Raw genomic sequence first — 16,769 nt, 5'->3', positions numbered from 1 at the left:
GTGCTAATTCTATTTATAAATTATCAAAATCATGAATGACTGTCAATTGGAAACTTCTGAACCCAAACATCATCACTTATAAGAAATGAGGCAAAAACATCATTACCAAACAACATACCGTCACGAGTCATTGAAATCGTATCGCCTTGCTGTATGATCCACCCTTTATTAACTAAATAATTAATCTCATTTCCATAGAGATTAAAGAAAGAAAATCCATATCGTTTTTGGAATTGATCATCCGACACACCAGACTTCCTACGTAACCCTAAAAACATCTCTTCTTCTACTTGTTCTTTTAACGTGACTTCCTCTGAATGTAAAACAGGTTTTGAACCTTGTTTAATTTGATCTTCATAATGATTAACTGGCCTTAAATTAACATAACGTTCACCTTTTAAGTAACCGTGTGCTCCTGCACCAAAAGCATAATATGGCACGTTATCCCAATATGTTAAATTATGCTTACTTTCATAACCAGGCTTTGAAAAATTACTTACTTCATAATGTTGCAACCCTTGTTCTTCCATAAGATCAACTAAAGAATGAAACATTTGGGCTTCTACTTCTTCTTTAGGTTTAGAAAGTTTACCTTTCTGATAACGCATATAAAATACCGTTTTAGGCTCAATTTGTAATGCATATGAAGAATAGTGTGGTAAATCAAAAGATAAAGCTTTCTTCAGCGTTGTTTCAAAATGTTCCAACGTTTGACTCGGTAAAGCATAAATAAAGTCCATACTAATGTTAGTTAACCCGTATTGTTGTAACAGTTTTACCGAACGCTCGACATCATCAACGGTATGAATTCGATTCATTTCTTTTAAGTAATCATTGTCTAAAACTTGCACTCCTAATGAAACACGATTAATTCCATATTGAGCCATCAACTTCACATGACCTTCATGAAACTCACCTGGGTTTGCTTCAATAGTAAATTCTTCAACTTCTTCAACGTTAAAATAGTTCGAAATGGTTTGAAATAGTTTCTCTAATTGGTTTTCGTTCAAGCTAGTTGGCGTTCCTCCGCCGATATAGATCGTTCTTACCGAAACAGGTTCTTCTTTTATATACATACTTATTTCTTTATTTAAAGAGTCTAAGTACGAATCAGCAATCCCTTCATGATAATACATCTTTGCAAAATCACAGTAGTGACATATCTCATGACAAAATGGGATGTGTATATAAACAGCTTGTACACTCATATAATCCCTTCTCTCACTAAAATCATTCTTCTAAACAGATAAAAGGGCAGACCTTAATCGGCCGGCCCTTTTTAAATTAATTTTGGTCATCATCCATCTCTAATACTGACATAAAGGCTTCTTGCGGCACTTCAACTTTTCCTACCATCTTCATACGTTGTTTACCTTCTTTTTGTTTCTCTAACAACTTACGTTTACGAGTAATGTCACCACCGTAACATTTCGACAGAACGTTTTTACGCATAGCCTTAATTGTCGTACGAGCGATAATTTTATTTCCAATCGCTGCTTGAACAGGTACTTCAAACTGCTGTCTTGGAATTAATTTCTTTAGTTTTTCTGCTATTTGCTTTCCTCTATGGTAAGCAAAGTCTCGGTGCACAATAAATGATAATGCATCAATCGTTTCACCATTTAATAAAATATCCATTTTCACTAAGTCAGAAGGTTTATATCCACTCAATTCATAGTCAAATGATGCATAACCTTTAGTTTGTGATTTCAAACGATCAAAGAAGTCATATACAATCTCTGATAGCGGAATATCATATACAATGTTCACACGATTTTCATCCATATACTGCATATCAGAATACTCGCCACGCTTCTTCTGACAGATTTCCATAACCGGGCCGACATATTCGTTTGGCACCATAACAGATGCTGTTACAAATGGTTCGCGGACTTCTTTAATTTGCTGAGTCTCAGGCATAAGTGATGGGTTTTCAATTTCAATTACTTCATCATCACTCATCTCAACTTCATAAATTACACTAGGTGCTGTCGTAATGAGTTGAATATTATATTCACGTTCGATACGCTCTTGAATAATCTCCATGTGTAATAGTCCTAGAAATCCACAACGGAAGCCAAATCCTAATGCTTGAGACGTTTCTGCTTCATACTGCAATGATGAGTCATTTAATTCTAGGCGTTCCAAAGCATCACGTAAGTCGTTATAGTCATCAGCACTTACAGGGAACAACCCGCAATATACCATAGGGTTTAGACGACGATAACCTGGCAATGGCTCATCAGCTGGATTCTTAGCTAATGTAATAGTATCACCAACACGAGTATGTTTAACATTTTTAATAGAGGCTGTTAAAAAGCCAACGTCACCTACCGATAACTCTTTCTTTTTCACTGGATTAGGTGTAAAAACGCCTAACTCATTAATTTCAAATTCTTTATCAGTTTGCATCATCTTAATCTTATCGCCAATTTTTAAAGAACCTTCTTTAATACATGTATACGCTATGACACCACGGTAAGAGTCATACAATGAATCAAAGATCAACGCTTTTGTTGGGTCTTCAAGGTTACCATCAGGCGCTGGGATGTCTGTGACGATGCGTTCCATAATTTCATCGATCCCTTTACCATCTTTTGCTGAAGCTAAAATAGCTTCATCACCATCGATGCCAATGACGTCTTCGATTTCTTGTTTTACTCGGTCCACATCAGCACTTGGTAGATCGATTTTATTAATTACTGGGATAATTTCTAAGTCATTATCAAGCGCTAAATAGACGTTCGCTAACGTTTGGGCTTCAATTCCTTGAGCAGCGTCTACGACTAAAATCGCCCCTTCACAAGCTGCTAAGCTACGTGATACTTCATATGTAAAGTCGACGTGGCCTGGGGTATCAATTAAATGAAAGATATAGTCTTCCCCGTCACTTGCTTCGTACTCAAGCTGCACAGAATTTAGTTTGATCGTAATTCCACGTTCACGCTCTAAATCCATCGCATCTAAGTACTGATCTTTCATTTCTCGGTCTGTTAATGCTTTCGTTTTTTCGAGTATTCGATCCGCTAAAGTCGACTTTCCATGGTCGATATGAGCTATAATCGAGAAATTTCGAATGTTTTTTTGTCTTTGATTAGTCAAAATTCACCACTCCTGTCACGTCCATTCGCTAGGTCGATTATAGCAATACCGAGCATTTTATTCAATTATAGTTACACCGATTTATTAAATATCTATCATAAACCAAAGGTCGCTGCTAACCTATGAAAGATATGAAATAAAAAGGTAAAGATGTTTTTAACATAAGTTTCAATAAGAGAAGCAACCGAGTATAGACCCGTTTGACTCTCTTTTATTTCTTGGTCTTGAATGATCCGTTCATGCCTTTCTGAGAAGGAGTCTGTTTCTTGCTCTGCCAATTGTTCTTCTTGTTGAATAACTGCAACTTGATCCTCTGTTTGTCCAAATTCTACACCCAACTGAAAAATGATAAAAATAACAACTGCCCATCCGATTAATCTCAAGAAATCCAACCCCTTCCTTTATTCATTTTGATTTTGATAATATTCAGCAAAGACTTCTGCGAATTTTTCAAGACTACGGTTTAACTCCTCAAAATTGTTATCGACTCCACCGACTTCAAGTAAAATTTTCTGATCATCTATATCTTGGTTAAACACACCATTTGTTCTAGGCCCTTGCTTAACTTCAACACCTCGACTGATTGTTGGATACCTCTCTTCTAACATTTGGTGTAATTCGGCTGCGAATTGTAAGTTCCCATCATAATTTTCATGGTTACCTCCAACGATGAACATTAGCTTAGCAACTGATTGTCCATCAATCTCTGTCGTTGTAATGTGATGAGGTTGAGCATCACGGTGTATGTCGACGAAGTATTCTATCTCTTCATTCTCTTCAATTGATTGTTCTAGTACTCTTCTTGCTACATCATAAGATTCTGCATAGGCTAAATCTTCTTGTTGTAATACTTGGTAATGATCGGTTTGGTCAACATGTGATTCTATGCCATACTCACCTAACATGCGTTGAAGGTTAAGACTTAAATCGACAACGTTCTCTGTATGACTAAAGGCTTCATGAGCACTCGTTCCCTCATCCATGTAAGGTAGAAAGGCTTCTCTGTTATGTGCGTTATAAATAAATACAGATTGGTTTTCGTAATCTTCTACCTGGCGTTCCTCATTGACTTCCACTTCGTCTTCCGCTTCAAAAATGTACTCTGGTGGTGCTGATTCAATTGAAGTTGTAAAATAGTTTGTCCCACTTCCAGCAATCACAATTGTGCTATCTTGACCAGGGAAGTTCGGCAATTCATGACCAAACAACATCCTTAAATCTTGATAAGGTAAATCTGTAATTGCAGGTATAATTACACTTGAGAAGGTTAACGGTTCTTCTTGTTGGTCCAATACACCCGACATGATTGGTTGGTCGACTGTCATTAAATACGAAAAAGAAGCACCATCGATCTCATTCATCCAATCTTGTAGAATGTTCGTTGATGCTTCTGAGAAGTTTTTGGAGAATAAAGGAATTAACATCCAGACACATAAAAATAAAATGATAAACATGAGAAACGGGTTTCGTTTTAGTTGTTTTACTTTATTATGATTAAAATTAAATTTATTCATGACCTTTTCAACCCTTCTATTAAAGTTCTATTAAAACTTTATTCAAGTAGTTGAAAAGGTAGAACTAATTAATTAAGAAAATCTCGAACGTTTTCTTGTTTAATATGTGAGTGGAGCCCTTGGTTTATGCCAGATGCAACAAGTTTACTCATATGATCAATAACATCATCAACTTCTTTAGGCGTTACCATTAAATTGTGACCAATTGGGCTTAACACTTCACGGATTAGTTGTCTTTTTTCATCTTCAGAAAGTGACCCGACTACACCTAAGTATTTTTCTTTAGATTCGTCATCTGGTAAGTCTGCATCTGTCAGTTCTACTCGTTCACCAAATGTCATTCCAGCAGGTGTTAACGCTTTACTCGCTTGATCACCATCTCGCATTTCTCTACCAAAGTGTTTCAAAATATAATCAATTGTATCAGCTGTGATTGTTACGGCATCGACTACTGTTGGGATACCAATAGAGAAAACAGGTACTTCTAACGTTTTTTCACTCACTTCTTTACGGTCATTACCTACACCTGAACCTGGATGGATCCCTGTATCTGATAATTGAACAGTCGTATTAACGCGATCAACAGACCTAGCCGCCAAAGCATCAATGACGATAATGAAATCAGGGTTTGTTTCTTTAACTGCACCAAATATTAAGTCACTCGTTTCAATTCCTGTAAGTCCCATAACACCTGGCGTGAAAGCTGAAACAGGTCTAAACCCTTTTTCTACCGTCTCTGGTTGTAACTTGAATAAATGTTGAGTAATATACGCTTTTTTCAAAGCTTGCGGACCTAACGCATCAGGTGTTACATAATCATTACCTAATCCGACAACTAAACAGCTCGCATCTGGGTGAATATCATGCATCTTAATTAACCTATCAATTTCCGCACCTAATATCGTTGCGATCTTCTTCTCGAACTTATAATCAAGGTCTCTTAACTTTTGTGACTCAATAGTAATGTAGTGTCCAGCACTTTTGCCGACACGTTCACTACCTTCTTCATCGATTTTCACCCTTGTCAACTTAACATCATCTTCTTGATATTCTTTTATTATAATGCCGTCTAGTTCTTCTTTTTTATCAGGGTTTCGCTCAATAAACATTTCCCTTGCTTCTACTGCTAAGTCAGTACGTGGTCCAACAAATTTTTCTGTCATTTTCATACCTCCTATCTAAAAATAGCGTTTCCAATTTGCAACAAATTAAACGACAAGTGAGGCTTCTTGACACCAAACTATTGAAAACTAGTCAGTGCTTTGATAAAATGACTTTTGTCCAAGATAGAAACGAACTATTGAAAAGGACAGATTCATCAGGAGGTGAAAGGAAATGGCAAATAACCCACAAGCGGTAAAACGTATTCGTGTAAACCAAGATAAGCGTGAGCGTAACCAAATCGTACGTTCAGATATGCGTAGTGCTGTTAAGAGTGTTGAAACAGCAGTTAAGCAAAACGATGTTTCTTCTGCTCAAGATCTTCTAAAAACAGCAGAAAGCAAAATCGACAAAGCTGTTCAACGTGGCATTCTTCATAAAAATAACGGTGACCGTAAGAAGAGTAGCTTAGCAGCTAAAGTTAACAAAATTGCTAACTAATTATTTTTAAAGAAAAAGGCTGTCCCCACAAAGTCATTTAATTGACTTATGGGAACAGCCTTTTTTTATAAGGTTACCTTGTTGCAGCTGCGTTTAATTGAGTTGAAATCACTTTTAAATACATCTCTAATGCTAACCACTTATCCATTTGGCCTGTTTTTAACTTCTCATCAGTGTTAGAACCTTCTATGATGATTTGTTTTAGTGCTGCTTCTGAGAAGAATCTTTCTCGTTTAGAGGCCATTTTCACAGCATAAGGATGAGCTTTAATTTGTTTTGCCATTTGTTGTTGTTGGTAACCTTTTTTCTTCAACAGTTTACATTGCAAGATTAACCTTACTTGTGAAGTGACTAATGCTAACAAAGCGATTGGTTCTTCGTTCTGCTTTTTTAATTCTTTTAAAATATTTAAGGCTTGTCCAAGTTGATTTTGTACTAACGCATCAATAAGTGAAAAGGAACTTGTTTCAGCATATGTACTAATTAATTGTTCAGCCTCATTAACTGTAACCTCTTGTTCTCCAAAGTAAAGAGACAGTTTAGTTAATTCCTTTTGCAAAGCATCTAAATGATCGCCAATTCGTTCTGTCATGAGTTCGGTCACTTCATTTGGAAGACTTAAGTTGTGTTGTTTTGCCATTGATTTAATCATATCTTGCATATCGTTAACATGAGGTGGCGAACAATCCACTAATTCGCTATGCTCTTTAATCGTTTTAACGATTTTTTTTCGCTGGTCTAACTTTTCATAAGGAGCCACAATAATTAATGTTGAAAAATCAGTTGGTTGAGCTATATATTCTTCTAAGGCTTTTATATCATGCTCTATATCGCTCTTCGTTTGGCCAGTTAAAAAGCTCGCCCGATTAATAATAACAATCTTATGTTCACTGAAGAATGGGAAGGTCTCTACATCATGAATTGCTTCTTGAACTGCTATAGTTTCCATATCATAAGTTTGAGTGTCAGGTTCTGGATCTTTGTTGTTTTTGACGGATTCAATAATCCGTTCTTTTACTTTTTGTATAAAATATGGTTCCTCACCAAACAATAAATATATAGGTGAAACATTTTTAATGTTTTGCTTAATTAATTGTTGTGCATGCATGAATTGTCCTCCTTCTTGTTTTATCGTATACTGATTTTAAGAAAATCACAAGATGACGTAAACAATTCCATTTGCTTACACAAAAATTTAAAGAGAGGAACCGCTTTTGGCTCCTCCCAGTATCTATATAAACGCTAAAAACAAATCCCCGGGAAGTTTTGTCTTTAGCGACGTTTGGTGTTATACTTATTGTGTGTATAAACGAGTTGTTTATGGCTGTTAAGTCTTTACAATTAACGTAATCGTGGTTTTCCACAACTTTTTGACATTCATCAAAAAATATAGATTTTTTTGATTGAATCGCTTATACTGATAGTGATTTAGGAGGGATGGTTGTGAACGAATTCGAACAGGATGTACAGTCCAAAAACAATGATGTAGTTGATTCCATTAAAGGTTTTGGCTTCTCGTTCATTTTCTTCTTTACAATCTTTGCAATTGGTACGATTTTCACACTGTTTGCTAACTAATTGAATGATCGTGTCATCTAGAAAGGGGCTAATTTTTAGTCCCTTTTTCTATTTTATACTATGGCATAAACGGCTTTATCGTACCTTGTCCACCATCAATTTCAATCGTAATAGCTCCGTGCTTATCAGTTCTATAAACTTCATAACCTTCTGATAACAACCGCTCATAAACTAAAGGTGTTGGATGGTTGTACCGATTATTTCGTCCAGCTGAAATGATCGCAACTTCTGCACCTACAGCATTTAAAAACTTCTCATTTGACGAAGTATCACTTCCATGATGGGCCACTTTTAGTAAGTCCACTTCACTTAAGTTATATTTACGAGCAACATCGAGCTCTACTGATTCATAAGTATCACCAGTAAATAACGTTTGATGACCGTCATATTGTAAAATAAGCACATTAGAACGTTCATTTTCACTTTTTGAAAGAAATTCGTTGGACTTTTCGGGTGCCAGTACGAACAGTTTTGCACCTGCTAACTCAAGATTGACTCCTTCATAAATTGGTATTAATTGCTCCATACTTTCATCATCTAAATAATCTTGTTCCTCTATAAACGGGTGAGAGAATATATAGGTCGGGCTAAACTCATCGATTAGTAATTGAGCAGACGCTACGTGGTCAAAGTCAAAATGGCTAATAAATAACGCATCAATTTGACGAATTCCATTAGACCATAAGTAAGGTTTTATTATACTTGTATAGTTACGATCATGATCGCCATCAAACGGATAAATCACTTCTTCACCAACGTCTACTATGAATACTCCACGCCTGTTTGGAAGTTCAACTACAATTGCTTCTGCTTGGCCGACATCAAGCATGGTTATTTTGTAAGTTGAGTCAAAAAAGGGCGCGTATTGCTCTATAAAGAATACACTTATGGCCAAACTGCCGAATAAGGCGGCTTTTTTTAATTGGTTTAAGCTCCAAGCCCGCATCATTAAGAGTAATAACAAATAAAACGCAATAACTGTTATTAAGCTCACTTCTCCAACTACCCATATCGCCAATTGAGGTTCACCAAACCGCACAACCATTGCATGGACAGCTTCTTGCACATTCAAGTATAGCGTTTCAATTAAATTTGCCACATTACGAGGAAGCACAACCGCTACGACTAACAGTAAACTTACTGGAATAGCAAAAAAGGTGTAGTAAGGTACAAATATTAAATTGGCTAGAAAAGATAATACATTTGTGAAGTAGAAATGATTAAATTGAATCGGTAAAATAGCCAACTGACTAATTAAGCTAACTTTCAATGAGATTAACAACCAATGGTCTTGTTTTAAGAAGTTCTTAGACAAAACTAAGGATAATGTAACGATGAATGAAAACTGGAAGGCAAGCTGGTACACCAAGTATGGGTCAAACCATAAAATCAATATTAGGACTATGGAAATAACATCTGTAGTATCCAACTTTTTATGGAACATTGAAGCCAATAATATTATTAGAGCCATGAACCCAGCTCTTAAAACAGGAGGATTAGCACCTGCTATGACAATATAAAACGGGAGTATTGCTATTATAAGCCACTTTATATACTCATTTGGCAGTTTAAATACATAGTGCAATATCACATATAAAAACGCAATGAAGAAACCAACATGTAAACCTGATATTGCTAGTAAATGGGATATATTCCAAAATTGAAATGCATCTAAAACTTCACTTGAAATATAAGAACGATCCCCAAATATTAGTGCTTTTAACCAAGCATTTGTCTGATCTGTATATTGACTTTCTAATTGCTCAACTAAAAAATGTCTTACAGAGAAAAGGTGTGACCATATTGAGGCTGAATGACAATCAGATATTTTGGGGTCGTAAGAAAGACCGATTACACCTTGCTTCTTTAAAAATTCACTATAATCAAATTGTCCTGGGTTTGTAGCTGGCTGCGGTGGTGTAATTTGCCCTTGGAAATTACAAATTGATCCGTATTTCAAAAGATGAGATGAATCATTTAAACGAACTTGAACCCTATATTCATTTTCAAGTTCTAATGTATATTGAGTATAATAATCCGTAACATTAATGTCGGAAACCACACGAACTTCACCTTCATAATGTTGTTCTGATTGGGTCATAAATAAATCGTCAATTTTCGGGGAATGTAACGTGGAAATGATATAGAGGAAGATTGATAAAGCCAACAACAATTGTTGATGTTTTAAATATGAAAAAAACAAATATATACATAAAACAAACATGACCAAACCAATCATTGTTGGCAAATATCCAATTAAGTAGAAGAATACAAGTATATACAGCTTTCCGCGCATAGCTTAATCAGCAAATGTAAATAATTGATTCGCTTTCAACTTTAGTTCTTTAATTTCTTCCTCATCTACCCCGTTTGTTTCTAACTTCTCAATTAGAGATGCTATAAAATAAAGCTTGTCTTTCGTATTTGTGTCGATATGTAAATAATCTAGTTCGACTTTTTCAAACTGTACACCAGCTTCATTCAACAGTTCAATCGCATAAGGATTATTTTTGTAATCATGTGCATAAAAGATTTTCTGAATTCCACTTTGGATAATGGTTTTACAACAATTTAAACACGGAAAATGAGTAACATACATTTCTGCTCCTTCCGTTTCTACACCAAACTTAGCACATTGCAAAATAGCATTCACTTCCGCGTGTATTGTTCTAACACAGTGTCCATCAACTACTTTACACCCTTCATCAATACAGTGAACACTACCAGATGGACTACCGTTGTACCCACCTGCAATTACTCGTTTGTCTCTAACAATGGTCGCACCAACAGCTAGTCTTTCGCATGTGCTCCTTAATGCTAATAAGGTACTTTGCGACATGAAATACTGGTCCCAAGAAATTCTCTCCATATGTCAAACCTCCTTGTAGTCATTTTAATTGGTTGTTACAACATAGTAAATATATAGCTCAATTAAGGAACTATAATGTCTTCTTTAAAGTTCTCTAACGTCTTTTCACCAATCCCACTTATATTGAGTAAGTCTTCAACAGATGTAAATGAGCCATGTTCTTCTCGGTAATCTATAATCGTTTGCGCTCTTTGTTCTCCTATACCTGGCAAAGTCATCAGCTCTTCTACAGTGGCAGTATTCACTCGAACTCTTGAATCATTATTCACCTGAGAAACAGCACTGTTTAAAGCTTCTTCCTCTCTATTAGGAACATAGATTACCATTTCATCATAGACCAACTCCGCTAAGTTGACAAACTTGGAATCAGCCTCTTTTGTAAAACCACCAGCGAGCTCAACTACATCAACTACTCTTTTGCCTCGTTCAACATTATAAACACCTGGCCTTTCGATTTCACCCTTTACATCAACAGCCCATTTCTCCTCCTCTACTTCTACTCCTTCACTTTCCTCAAGTTCATTTTTATCTTCGAGCAGTGGATCAGAGTTAATTTGATCTCCATGCTCAATAGCAAGTTCTTCATCACTGTGTAATATAAAGTAAAACACAATCATAAAAATAATAATAACTACTACTAACCACTTTTTAGGAATTAACATGTTTTTAACCTTCTTTCATATAAATGAGGGTAAGTTCGTTTTTAAGGGAGGATCCTTATGAATTGGGGAATTATCGGAACAGGAAACATGGGAACAGTTATTATGAATGCATTAATACAAAGTAATGCAGTAGATGAACGGAATATTTATGTCAATAACCGCACGTTTTTGAAAGCTTATCAACTTAAAGAAGATTATCCAGGTATTCATGTTCTACAGACAGTAGATGCGATTGCCGATACGTGTGATGTTATTTTCTTATGTACAAAACCGAAAGAAATCGTCTCAATTGCTCATCGTCTTAACGGACAGTTGAATGAAGAACAACTAGTGGTATCGATTACGAGTTCAGTATCTGTTAATCATTTAGAGCAACTATTAGGATGTCAAACCGCAAGAATGATCCCGAGTATTACAAATCGTGTCTTGCAAGGCACAACTCTTCTTACCTTTGGTTCAACAATTACAGAAGAAATGAAACAAATGCTAACACAAACTTGTAAACTGTTCTCTTCTCCTCTTGAAATTGATGACCAACACGTTAGAGTGGCCTCTGATTTAGTTTCGTGTGGCCCTGCTTTTATAAGTTACTTATTACAATCGATGATTAAAGCAGCACAAGAAGAAACTGGTGTAGATGAGGAAACAGCAACTCAACTCGTCGAGACAATGATGATTGGTTATGGCAAACTGTTAGATGAAAAAATCTATGACTTAAATTCTTTAAAAGAGAAAGTTATGGTAAAAGGTGGTATTACTGGAGAAGGAATGAAAGCTTTAGAACTTTGTGTTCCAAATGGTTTAAACGAAGTATTTAAAGCTACCCATGAAAAGTTCTACAATGAGCAAGACCATGCTAATGAATTGGTCAATCAATTAACGACTAAAAATTAGTATACTATTTATTTTAATTAAAAACTTAAAAAAAGCAACCAAAATGTGAAAGGCTGACTTTCAAGTTTTGGCTGCTTTTTTATTTTTGGCAAATAAAAAATATTCTATCTGCATCTTCTCTATATTCTAGGCTAAAATCTGAACAAACGGTAACTTCTTGAAAACCGATCGAGCTAAGAAGCTGTTTGTATTGATCAACTGGAAATGTTCGCTGTTTATGCGTTTCATCAAAACGTTTGTACAATTCGTGTTCAGTTTGTACAAAAAATGTTAAGTCGTGAACAACTTCATGTGAGCGTTCCGTTTCCTCACAAAACCAAACGTAACTAATGTCTTCCCTTACTTCAGAGAACATTTCTGAATTTAACAAGAAATCGATGTAACCTTGACCATGAATGTCAAAAATGAACAGACCACTATCTGTTAAATGTTCGTATATCTGATTAAAGGCCTTTGTTAAGCTATTTTCATCTGTTAAATAATTGATGACATCACAATAACTAACAATAAGATCAAAAGCTTTATTTAGTTGAAATTCAGTTGCATCGGCTTTTAGGAAATGTATTTCATGCTCACTTTCCATTTTAGCCATTGCATGATCAATCATTTGTTGCGATTGATCAAAAGCTGTCACTTCATAGCCTTGTTGTGCAAGTTGAAGTGACAATTCTCCCGTACCACAACCGACATCTAACAAACCGCTTGGAGTTTGTTTTGAATAATGTTTAACTGCCTGTTTAGTGAAATCAATCCACTGACCATAAGGTGCATCATTCATTAACTCATCATATACTTGCGCCATTTCTTTATACATAAAGGACCTCTAGACTGTTAGAGCAACTTGATCAGCATCGCCCCATAGTTTTTCTAAGTTATAATAGCTACGTTCTTCTTTATGGAAAATGTGGACAACGACATCGTCTAAATCAACTAAAACCCAACGTGCCTCGTCTTTCCCTTCAATCTTCTTAACTTCTATACCTTGTTCTTCAACCGCATCTTTAATTCCTTTACTAATAGCATCTACTTGTCGCTCGTTTGTACCATGACAAATTAGAAAGTAATCAGCTATTAAGGATAACTCTCGCATATCTAAAGCAACTAACTCTTCTGCACGTTTGTCATCACACGCTTTAGCTGCTAATTGTAATAACTCATGACTATTCATGTATTAGTTACCTCCATCTTTTTTTATTAATTGCGTTAATTCATTATATGCTTGAAACGTATCAGGGTAGATAGGTTGTTTTTTATCAATTAAAAATAAAATTGATTGTTTCAATGCATATTGACAAGCACGATCTAAATCTTGTTCGGCTAGGTTTCGTGCTTCAAATACAGCATCAAATTGTCGCCCAGGTTCAATATAATCAGCTAAAAAGACAATCTTTTCAACTAACCCCATTCCAGCTCTACCTGTAGTATGTGACCTGACTGCATTTAAAATATCTTTGTTTTCAATCATAAACCAATGTTGAATCATTTTTGCACCAACTGGGCCATGCCATAGTTCATGGTGATAATGAATTAAATCTTTAGGGATGTCAACAGATGTTTTAATCCAATGTTCTAGTAATGACTTGTCCATGTGCTTAGCATAATCATGTAAAGCTGCTGCAATACCAACCGTATAACGATCTGCTTGATATTGATCGGCAAGATTTAATGCCGTTTCAGTGACTCTTTCAACATGCTCATATCTCTTAGTCGGTAGTACCGCTTTCGATTTTTGTAATGCATAATCAACTTCCATATAAGCCATGCTCCTTTATATAATCGTACACCTTAATCGGCAAACCTTCAGGGTGCTCATGTCGTTCGATTTGCTCACGAATGACTGTGGATGAAACATCTATTTCCTCCATGTTAACTTTTAATACTGATTGGTCAACAAAATCCGAACCAGGTCGGGTAACTCCAACAAATTGAATCATCGTTTTCAGTTCATCAATGGCATACCACTTTGGTAAATACTCTACCATGTCACCACCAATTATAAAAAAGAACTGACTATTTACTTCTCGTTCTTTCAATATTTTGACTGTATCAATAGTGTACGACCGACCTCTACGTTCACTCTCAACTGTGGAAATTTTCAATTGGGGTTCGTGACTAATTAAGTATTGCAACATGTTGTTACGGTGTTCAAATGAAGCTTCAGGTTGTTGTTTATGTGGTGGTTGATAAGTTGGGATTAACCAAACTTCATCTAAACTCAAGCTACTTAAGACCGTTTTACATATTGTTAAATGACCAACATGAGGTGGGTCGAATGTTCCGCCGAATAAACCTATTCGCTTCATTGTAAATACCTTCCTTTAAGGTAACTCGATTTGATTTTTTTCCACCGATTCACGGTATAACACAATAATGTTACCGATAATTTGTACAACAAGAGCGTCAGTACCTTTAGCAATTTGATCAGCTAAATCATGTTTATCTTCAAAGTTATTTTGTAAGACACTAACTTTAATTAGTTCTCTCTTTTCTAACGTTTCATCTATTTGATCCAACATATTTTTATTGATGCCGCTTTTTCCAACTTGGAAAACTGGGCTCAAATGGTGTGCTTCTTTTCTTAAATAACGTTTCTGTTTACCTGTTAACAAAAGGGTTCCTCCTAGCCTCGTAATTGATTAAGGTTGTATTTAGGGTTTGTCCATATTTCAAACGCCTTTACCGCTTGATAATATAACATAGATTCACCAAAAAGTAATTGACAGTTCCTCTGTTTGGCTTCAATTAAAAACGACGTCCACTTAGGTTTATAAACAATATCACTTATTATTGTACCTGGTTTTACGCCATTTAATGGAATCACTTGCTCACTTTCATGAGGGCTCATGCCTACACTTGTTGTGTTAATAATTAAATCATACTGTGCAAGCTCTTCTGTTGCCTCGGTCAGTGTTAAAAAATGTGAAGCCCCTAGTTGGTTAACTAAAGATTGCGCACGTTTTAAGCTACGGTTAGCAATATTAACCTGTTTGAATGGTGACTGCAATAACTGATGAGCAATGCCCTTAGCAGCACCCCCAGCGCCTAGTATTAGAACACTTTTAGTTTCAGCATCTTTAAGAAAATTAGGTGACAAAGTTATTAATGATCTTATATAACCTTTTCCGTCTGTATTGTAACCAATTAGTTTTCCTTGGTCGATTTTGACCGTATTAACTGAACCCATAACTCTCGCAGAATCTTCTAGGAAATCGAGGTATTCAATCACTTTCTCTTTATATGGCACTGTGACGTTAAATCCAGTAAAACCTTGACCCTTCAACCACTCTATATTTTCCCCTAAATTGTCAGCTTCAGTATGAATTAATTGATAATGACCTTTTAAATTATTTTCTTGTAACAGCTTATGGTGAATATGTGGTGATTTAGATTGACTAACTGGATTGCCGATTAAGCCTAAGCGAAACATTCACATTCTCCTTCTAAATAATGGCATCTCGCACTAACACTCGAACGCCTTTAGGAACATAAGCTTTAACTGTTGTTTGACCATTAGGTACTGTAATCCAACCTAATCCCGAAAACACTATATCTTGCTTTTTCTCGCTATTGATTTGAAACGTTTTTGCTTCTAACTCAGGCCACGTTTCAATTGTTTCTTCAGTTGGTGGTGATAATAATTCACCAAGGTGTTGGTCATAAAGTAAATCAGCTTTATCGATCTTAGTTCTATGAATATTAATATCATTTGAGAAATAACAAATAAAACCTTTTTGCTCATCAACTTTATCAATGTCTAACCGAGCCAGCCCTCCGATAAAGAGCGTTTGCTCTGCCTCAAGTTGGAATACTTTTGGTTTCACTTCTTTTTTAGGTGTTACGGTTTTTAAATCTTTCTTTGATAAATAATGTGCCATTTGATGATCGTTTATAATACCTGGCGTGTCAATCATTGAAGCTTGATCATCTAGCGGTATATCAATAAACCCTAAAGTTGTTCCAGGAAAATATGATGTTGTAATAACTTGTTCTTGTTCAATAGAACGATTAATTAGGTAATTAATAAATGTGGATTTTCCTACATTCGTACACCCTACAACAAATATATCTTTCCCTTTCCTAATTTTCTCTAACTCAAAGGCTGTCTCTTCCATGTTAATTCCTTTTACAGAACTCACTAAGTACACTTCTTTAACTTTCAACCCGAATTCTTTAGCAACACGCTTCATCCAATTTTTCACTTTATTATGGTTTATAGACTTAGGTAATAAGTCTACCTTATTGCCGACTAGTACAACTTCATTATCGCCAACTAATCTATTTAACCCTCGTACAAAGCTTCCATGAACATCGAATAAATCAACAATATTAACGACTAATCCATTTCGATCTCCAATTTCATGTAACATGGATAAAAAGTCATCATCGGTCAAGTCTACGTCTTGTACTTCATTATAGTTTTTTAAACGAAAGCAACGTTTACAAATGACATCTTCACGCTCTAATGCTGAAAGTGGGGCATACCCGAGTTCTTTCTCACTATGTGTTTGAATTTGAACACCACATCCGTGGCAATATATTTGTTCCATC

19 protein-coding genes are annotated in these 16,769 nt (G+C 35.6%); 3 read left to right on the top strand and 16 right to left on the bottom strand.

Features of this window, described 5'->3' with window-relative positions:
* Positions 1 to 29: 29 nt before the first annotated feature.
* The 5 genes from hemW to gpr form a co-directional block, all read right to left on the bottom strand.
* Positions 30 to 1,208, bottom strand: a complete 1,179-nt coding sequence (hemW, locus tag AHA02nite_RS11230) for a radical SAM family heme chaperone HemW (protein WP_146817349.1) — start codon at positions 1,206 to 1,208, stop codon at positions 30 to 32.
* A gap of 76 nt (positions 1,209 to 1,284) precedes the next feature.
* Positions 1,285 to 3,102 carry a translation elongation factor 4 gene (gene lepA / locus AHA02nite_RS11225; RefSeq protein ID WP_146817347.1) on the bottom strand — a complete coding sequence of 606 codons (1,818 nt, stop codon included), beginning with the start codon at positions 3,100 to 3,102 and terminating at the stop codon, positions 1,285 to 1,287.
* Positions 3,103 to 3,197: 95 nt separating this feature from the next.
* On the bottom strand, positions 3,198 to 3,485 hold the full coding sequence (locus tag AHA02nite_RS11220; protein ID WP_146817345.1) for a hypothetical protein: 288 nt from the start codon (positions 3,483 to 3,485) through the stop codon (positions 3,198 to 3,200).
* An 18-nt stretch (positions 3,486 to 3,503) separates the two neighbouring features.
* Positions 3,504 to 4,616, bottom strand: coding sequence for a stage II sporulation protein P (spoIIP, locus tag AHA02nite_RS11215; protein WP_146817343.1), 1,113 nt, complete (start codon positions 4,614 to 4,616; stop codon positions 3,504 to 3,506).
* A 68-nt stretch (positions 4,617 to 4,684) separates the two neighbouring features.
* Entirely contained in the window at positions 4,685 to 5,779 is a 1,095-nt protein-coding gene (gpr, locus tag AHA02nite_RS11210) for a GPR endopeptidase (protein WP_146817341.1), read from the bottom strand.
* A 172-nt stretch (positions 5,780 to 5,951) separates the two neighbouring features.
* On the opposite strand from gpr, the gene rpsT reads away from it, so the two are divergent.
* Positions 5,952 to 6,218 carry a 30S ribosomal protein S20 gene (gene rpsT / locus AHA02nite_RS11205; RefSeq protein WP_017186133.1) on the top strand — a complete coding sequence of 89 codons (267 nt, stop codon included), beginning with the start codon at positions 5,952 to 5,954 and terminating at the stop codon, positions 6,216 to 6,218.
* 73 nt (positions 6,219 to 6,291) lie between these two features.
* Here rpsT and holA read toward each other — a convergent pair whose 3' ends face one another.
* Positions 6,292 to 7,326, bottom strand: coding sequence for a DNA polymerase III subunit delta (gene holA / locus AHA02nite_RS11200; protein ID WP_146817339.1), 1,035 nt, complete (start codon positions 7,324 to 7,326; stop codon positions 6,292 to 6,294).
* Between the two features lie 335 nt (positions 7,327 to 7,661).
* On the opposite strand from holA, the gene AHA02nite_RS11195 reads away from it, so the two are divergent.
* A complete protein-coding gene (locus tag AHA02nite_RS11195; RefSeq protein ID WP_029425287.1) occupies positions 7,662 to 7,796 on the top strand; it encodes a YqzM family protein in 135 nt (44 codons plus the stop codon).
* 58 nt (positions 7,797 to 7,854) lie between these two features.
* Here AHA02nite_RS11195 and AHA02nite_RS11190 read toward each other — a convergent pair whose 3' ends face one another.
* The 3 genes from AHA02nite_RS11190 to AHA02nite_RS11180 all read right to left on the bottom strand — a co-directional run bounded on the left by AHA02nite_RS11190 (position 7,855) and on the right by AHA02nite_RS11180 (position 11,327).
* Positions 7,855 to 10,092 (bottom strand): DNA internalization-related competence protein ComEC/Rec2, encoded by a 2,238-nt coding sequence (locus AHA02nite_RS11190; protein ID WP_146817337.1) that lies wholly within the window; start codon positions 10,090 to 10,092, stop codon positions 7,855 to 7,857.
* A 3-nt stretch (positions 10,093 to 10,095) separates the two neighbouring features.
* Entirely contained in the window at positions 10,096 to 10,665 is a 570-nt protein-coding gene (locus tag AHA02nite_RS11185; RefSeq protein ID WP_146817335.1) for a ComE operon protein 2, read from the bottom strand.
* A 62-nt stretch (positions 10,666 to 10,727) separates the two neighbouring features.
* Positions 10,728 to 11,327, bottom strand: a complete 600-nt coding sequence (locus AHA02nite_RS11180) for a helix-hairpin-helix domain-containing protein (protein WP_146817333.1) — start codon at positions 11,325 to 11,327, stop codon at positions 10,728 to 10,730.
* A gap of 57 nt (positions 11,328 to 11,384) precedes the next feature.
* Between AHA02nite_RS11180 and comER the strand changes: the two genes are divergently transcribed.
* A complete protein-coding gene (comER, locus tag AHA02nite_RS11175; protein WP_146817331.1) occupies positions 11,385 to 12,221 on the top strand; it encodes a late competence protein ComER in 837 nt (278 codons plus the stop codon).
* Between the two features lie 79 nt (positions 12,222 to 12,300).
* Here the strand turns inward: comER and AHA02nite_RS11170 are convergent, their stop codons facing one another.
* From AHA02nite_RS11170 to yqeH, 7 genes are read right to left on the bottom strand one after another with little or no spacing between them, the layout of a single operon-like run.
* Positions 12,301 to 13,035 carry a class I SAM-dependent DNA methyltransferase gene (locus AHA02nite_RS11170; protein WP_146817329.1) on the bottom strand — a complete coding sequence of 245 codons (735 nt, stop codon included), beginning with the start codon at positions 13,033 to 13,035 and terminating at the stop codon, positions 12,301 to 12,303.
* Positions 13,036 to 13,044: 9 nt separating this feature from the next.
* On the bottom strand, positions 13,045 to 13,389 hold the full coding sequence (gene rsfS / locus AHA02nite_RS11165; RefSeq protein ID WP_146817327.1) for a ribosome silencing factor: 345 nt from the start codon (positions 13,387 to 13,389) through the stop codon (positions 13,045 to 13,047).
* A gap of 3 nt (positions 13,390 to 13,392) precedes the next feature.
* Positions 13,393 to 13,974, bottom strand: coding sequence for a bis(5'-nucleosyl)-tetraphosphatase (symmetrical) YqeK (gene yqeK / locus AHA02nite_RS11160; RefSeq protein ID WP_146817325.1), 582 nt, complete (start codon positions 13,972 to 13,974; stop codon positions 13,393 to 13,395).
* Positions 13,964 to 14,524 carry a nicotinate-nucleotide adenylyltransferase gene (locus AHA02nite_RS11155; protein WP_146817323.1) on the bottom strand — a complete coding sequence of 187 codons (561 nt, stop codon included), beginning with the start codon at positions 14,522 to 14,524 and terminating at the stop codon, positions 13,964 to 13,966. The genes yqeK and AHA02nite_RS11155 overlap by 11 nt, the downstream gene beginning before the upstream one ends.
* Positions 14,525 to 14,539: 15 nt before the next feature.
* The gene (gene yhbY, locus AHA02nite_RS11150) at positions 14,540 to 14,830 is read right to left on the bottom strand and encodes a ribosome assembly RNA-binding protein YhbY (protein ID WP_146817321.1); all 291 of its coding nucleotides are present in this window, start codon (positions 14,828 to 14,830) and stop codon (positions 14,540 to 14,542) included.
* An 11-nt stretch (positions 14,831 to 14,841) separates the two neighbouring features.
* Positions 14,842 to 15,648: a shikimate dehydrogenase gene (aroE, locus tag AHA02nite_RS11145; protein WP_146817319.1), complete on the bottom strand. Its 807-nt coding sequence runs from the start codon at positions 15,646 to 15,648 to the stop codon at positions 14,842 to 14,844.
* 13 nt (positions 15,649 to 15,661) lie between these two features.
* Complete coding sequence (gene yqeH / locus AHA02nite_RS11140) at positions 15,662 to 16,768, bottom strand: ribosome biogenesis GTPase YqeH (RefSeq protein WP_174758193.1); 1,107 nt, start codon at positions 16,766 to 16,768, stop codon at positions 15,662 to 15,664.
* Between the last annotated feature and the right edge of the window lies 1 nt (position 16,769).

Source organism: Alkalibacillus haloalkaliphilus (assembly GCF_007991275.1).
Taxonomy (GTDB): domain Bacteria; phylum Bacillota; class Bacilli; order Bacillales; family Alkalibacillaceae; genus Alkalibacillus; species Alkalibacillus haloalkaliphilus.
This window is presented reverse-complemented; position numbering and strand designations above follow the sequence as displayed.

Excerpts from the sequence above, each read along its gene's own strand:
- spoIIP (WP_146817343.1), bottom strand. The coding sequence starts at position 4,616 with ATGAATAAATTTAATTTTAATCATAATAAAGTAAAACAACTAAAACGA.
- gpr (WP_146817341.1), bottom strand. The coding sequence starts at position 5,779 with ATGACAGAAAAATTTGTTGGACCACGTACTGACTTAGCAGTAGAAGCA.
- rpsT (WP_017186133.1), top strand. The coding sequence starts at position 5,952 with ATGGCAAATAACCCACAAGCGGTAAAACGTATTCGTGTAAACCAAGAT.
- rsfS (WP_146817327.1), bottom strand. The coding sequence starts at position 13,389 with ATGAATAGTCATGAGTTATTACAATTAGCAGCTAAAGCGTGTGATGAC.
- aroE (WP_146817319.1), bottom strand. The coding sequence starts at position 15,648 with ATGTTTCGCTTAGGCTTAATCGGCAATCCAGTTAGTCAATCTAAATCA.
- holA (WP_146817339.1), bottom strand. The coding sequence starts at position 7,326 with ATGCATGCACAACAATTAATTAAGCAAAACATTAAAAATGTTTCACCT.
- hemW (WP_146817349.1), bottom strand. The coding sequence starts at position 1,208 with ATGAGTGTACAAGCTGTTTATATACACATCCCATTTTGTCATGAGATA.
- AHA02nite_RS11155 (WP_146817323.1), bottom strand. The coding sequence starts at position 14,524 with ATGAAGCGAATAGGTTTATTCGGCGGAACATTCGACCCACCTCATGTT.
- yqeH (WP_174758193.1), bottom strand. The coding sequence starts at position 16,768 with ATGGAACAAATATATTGCCACGGATGTGGTGTTCAAATTCAAACACAT.
- AHA02nite_RS11185 (WP_146817335.1), bottom strand. The coding sequence starts at position 10,665 with ATGGAGAGAATTTCTTGGGACCAGTATTTCATGTCGCAAAGTACCTTA.
- AHA02nite_RS11180 (WP_146817333.1), bottom strand. The coding sequence starts at position 11,327 with ATGTTAATTCCTAAAAAGTGGTTAGTAGTAGTTATTATTATTTTTATG.
- AHA02nite_RS11170 (WP_146817329.1), bottom strand. The coding sequence starts at position 13,035 with ATGTATAAAGAAATGGCGCAAGTATATGATGAGTTAATGAATGATGCA.
- comER (WP_146817331.1), top strand. The coding sequence starts at position 11,385 with ATGAATTGGGGAATTATCGGAACAGGAAACATGGGAACAGTTATTATG.
- AHA02nite_RS11190 (WP_146817337.1), bottom strand. The coding sequence starts at position 10,092 with ATGCGCGGAAAGCTGTATATACTTGTATTCTTCTACTTAATTGGATAT.
- yqeK (WP_146817325.1), bottom strand. The coding sequence starts at position 13,974 with ATGGAAGTTGATTATGCATTACAAAAATCGAAAGCGGTACTACCGACT.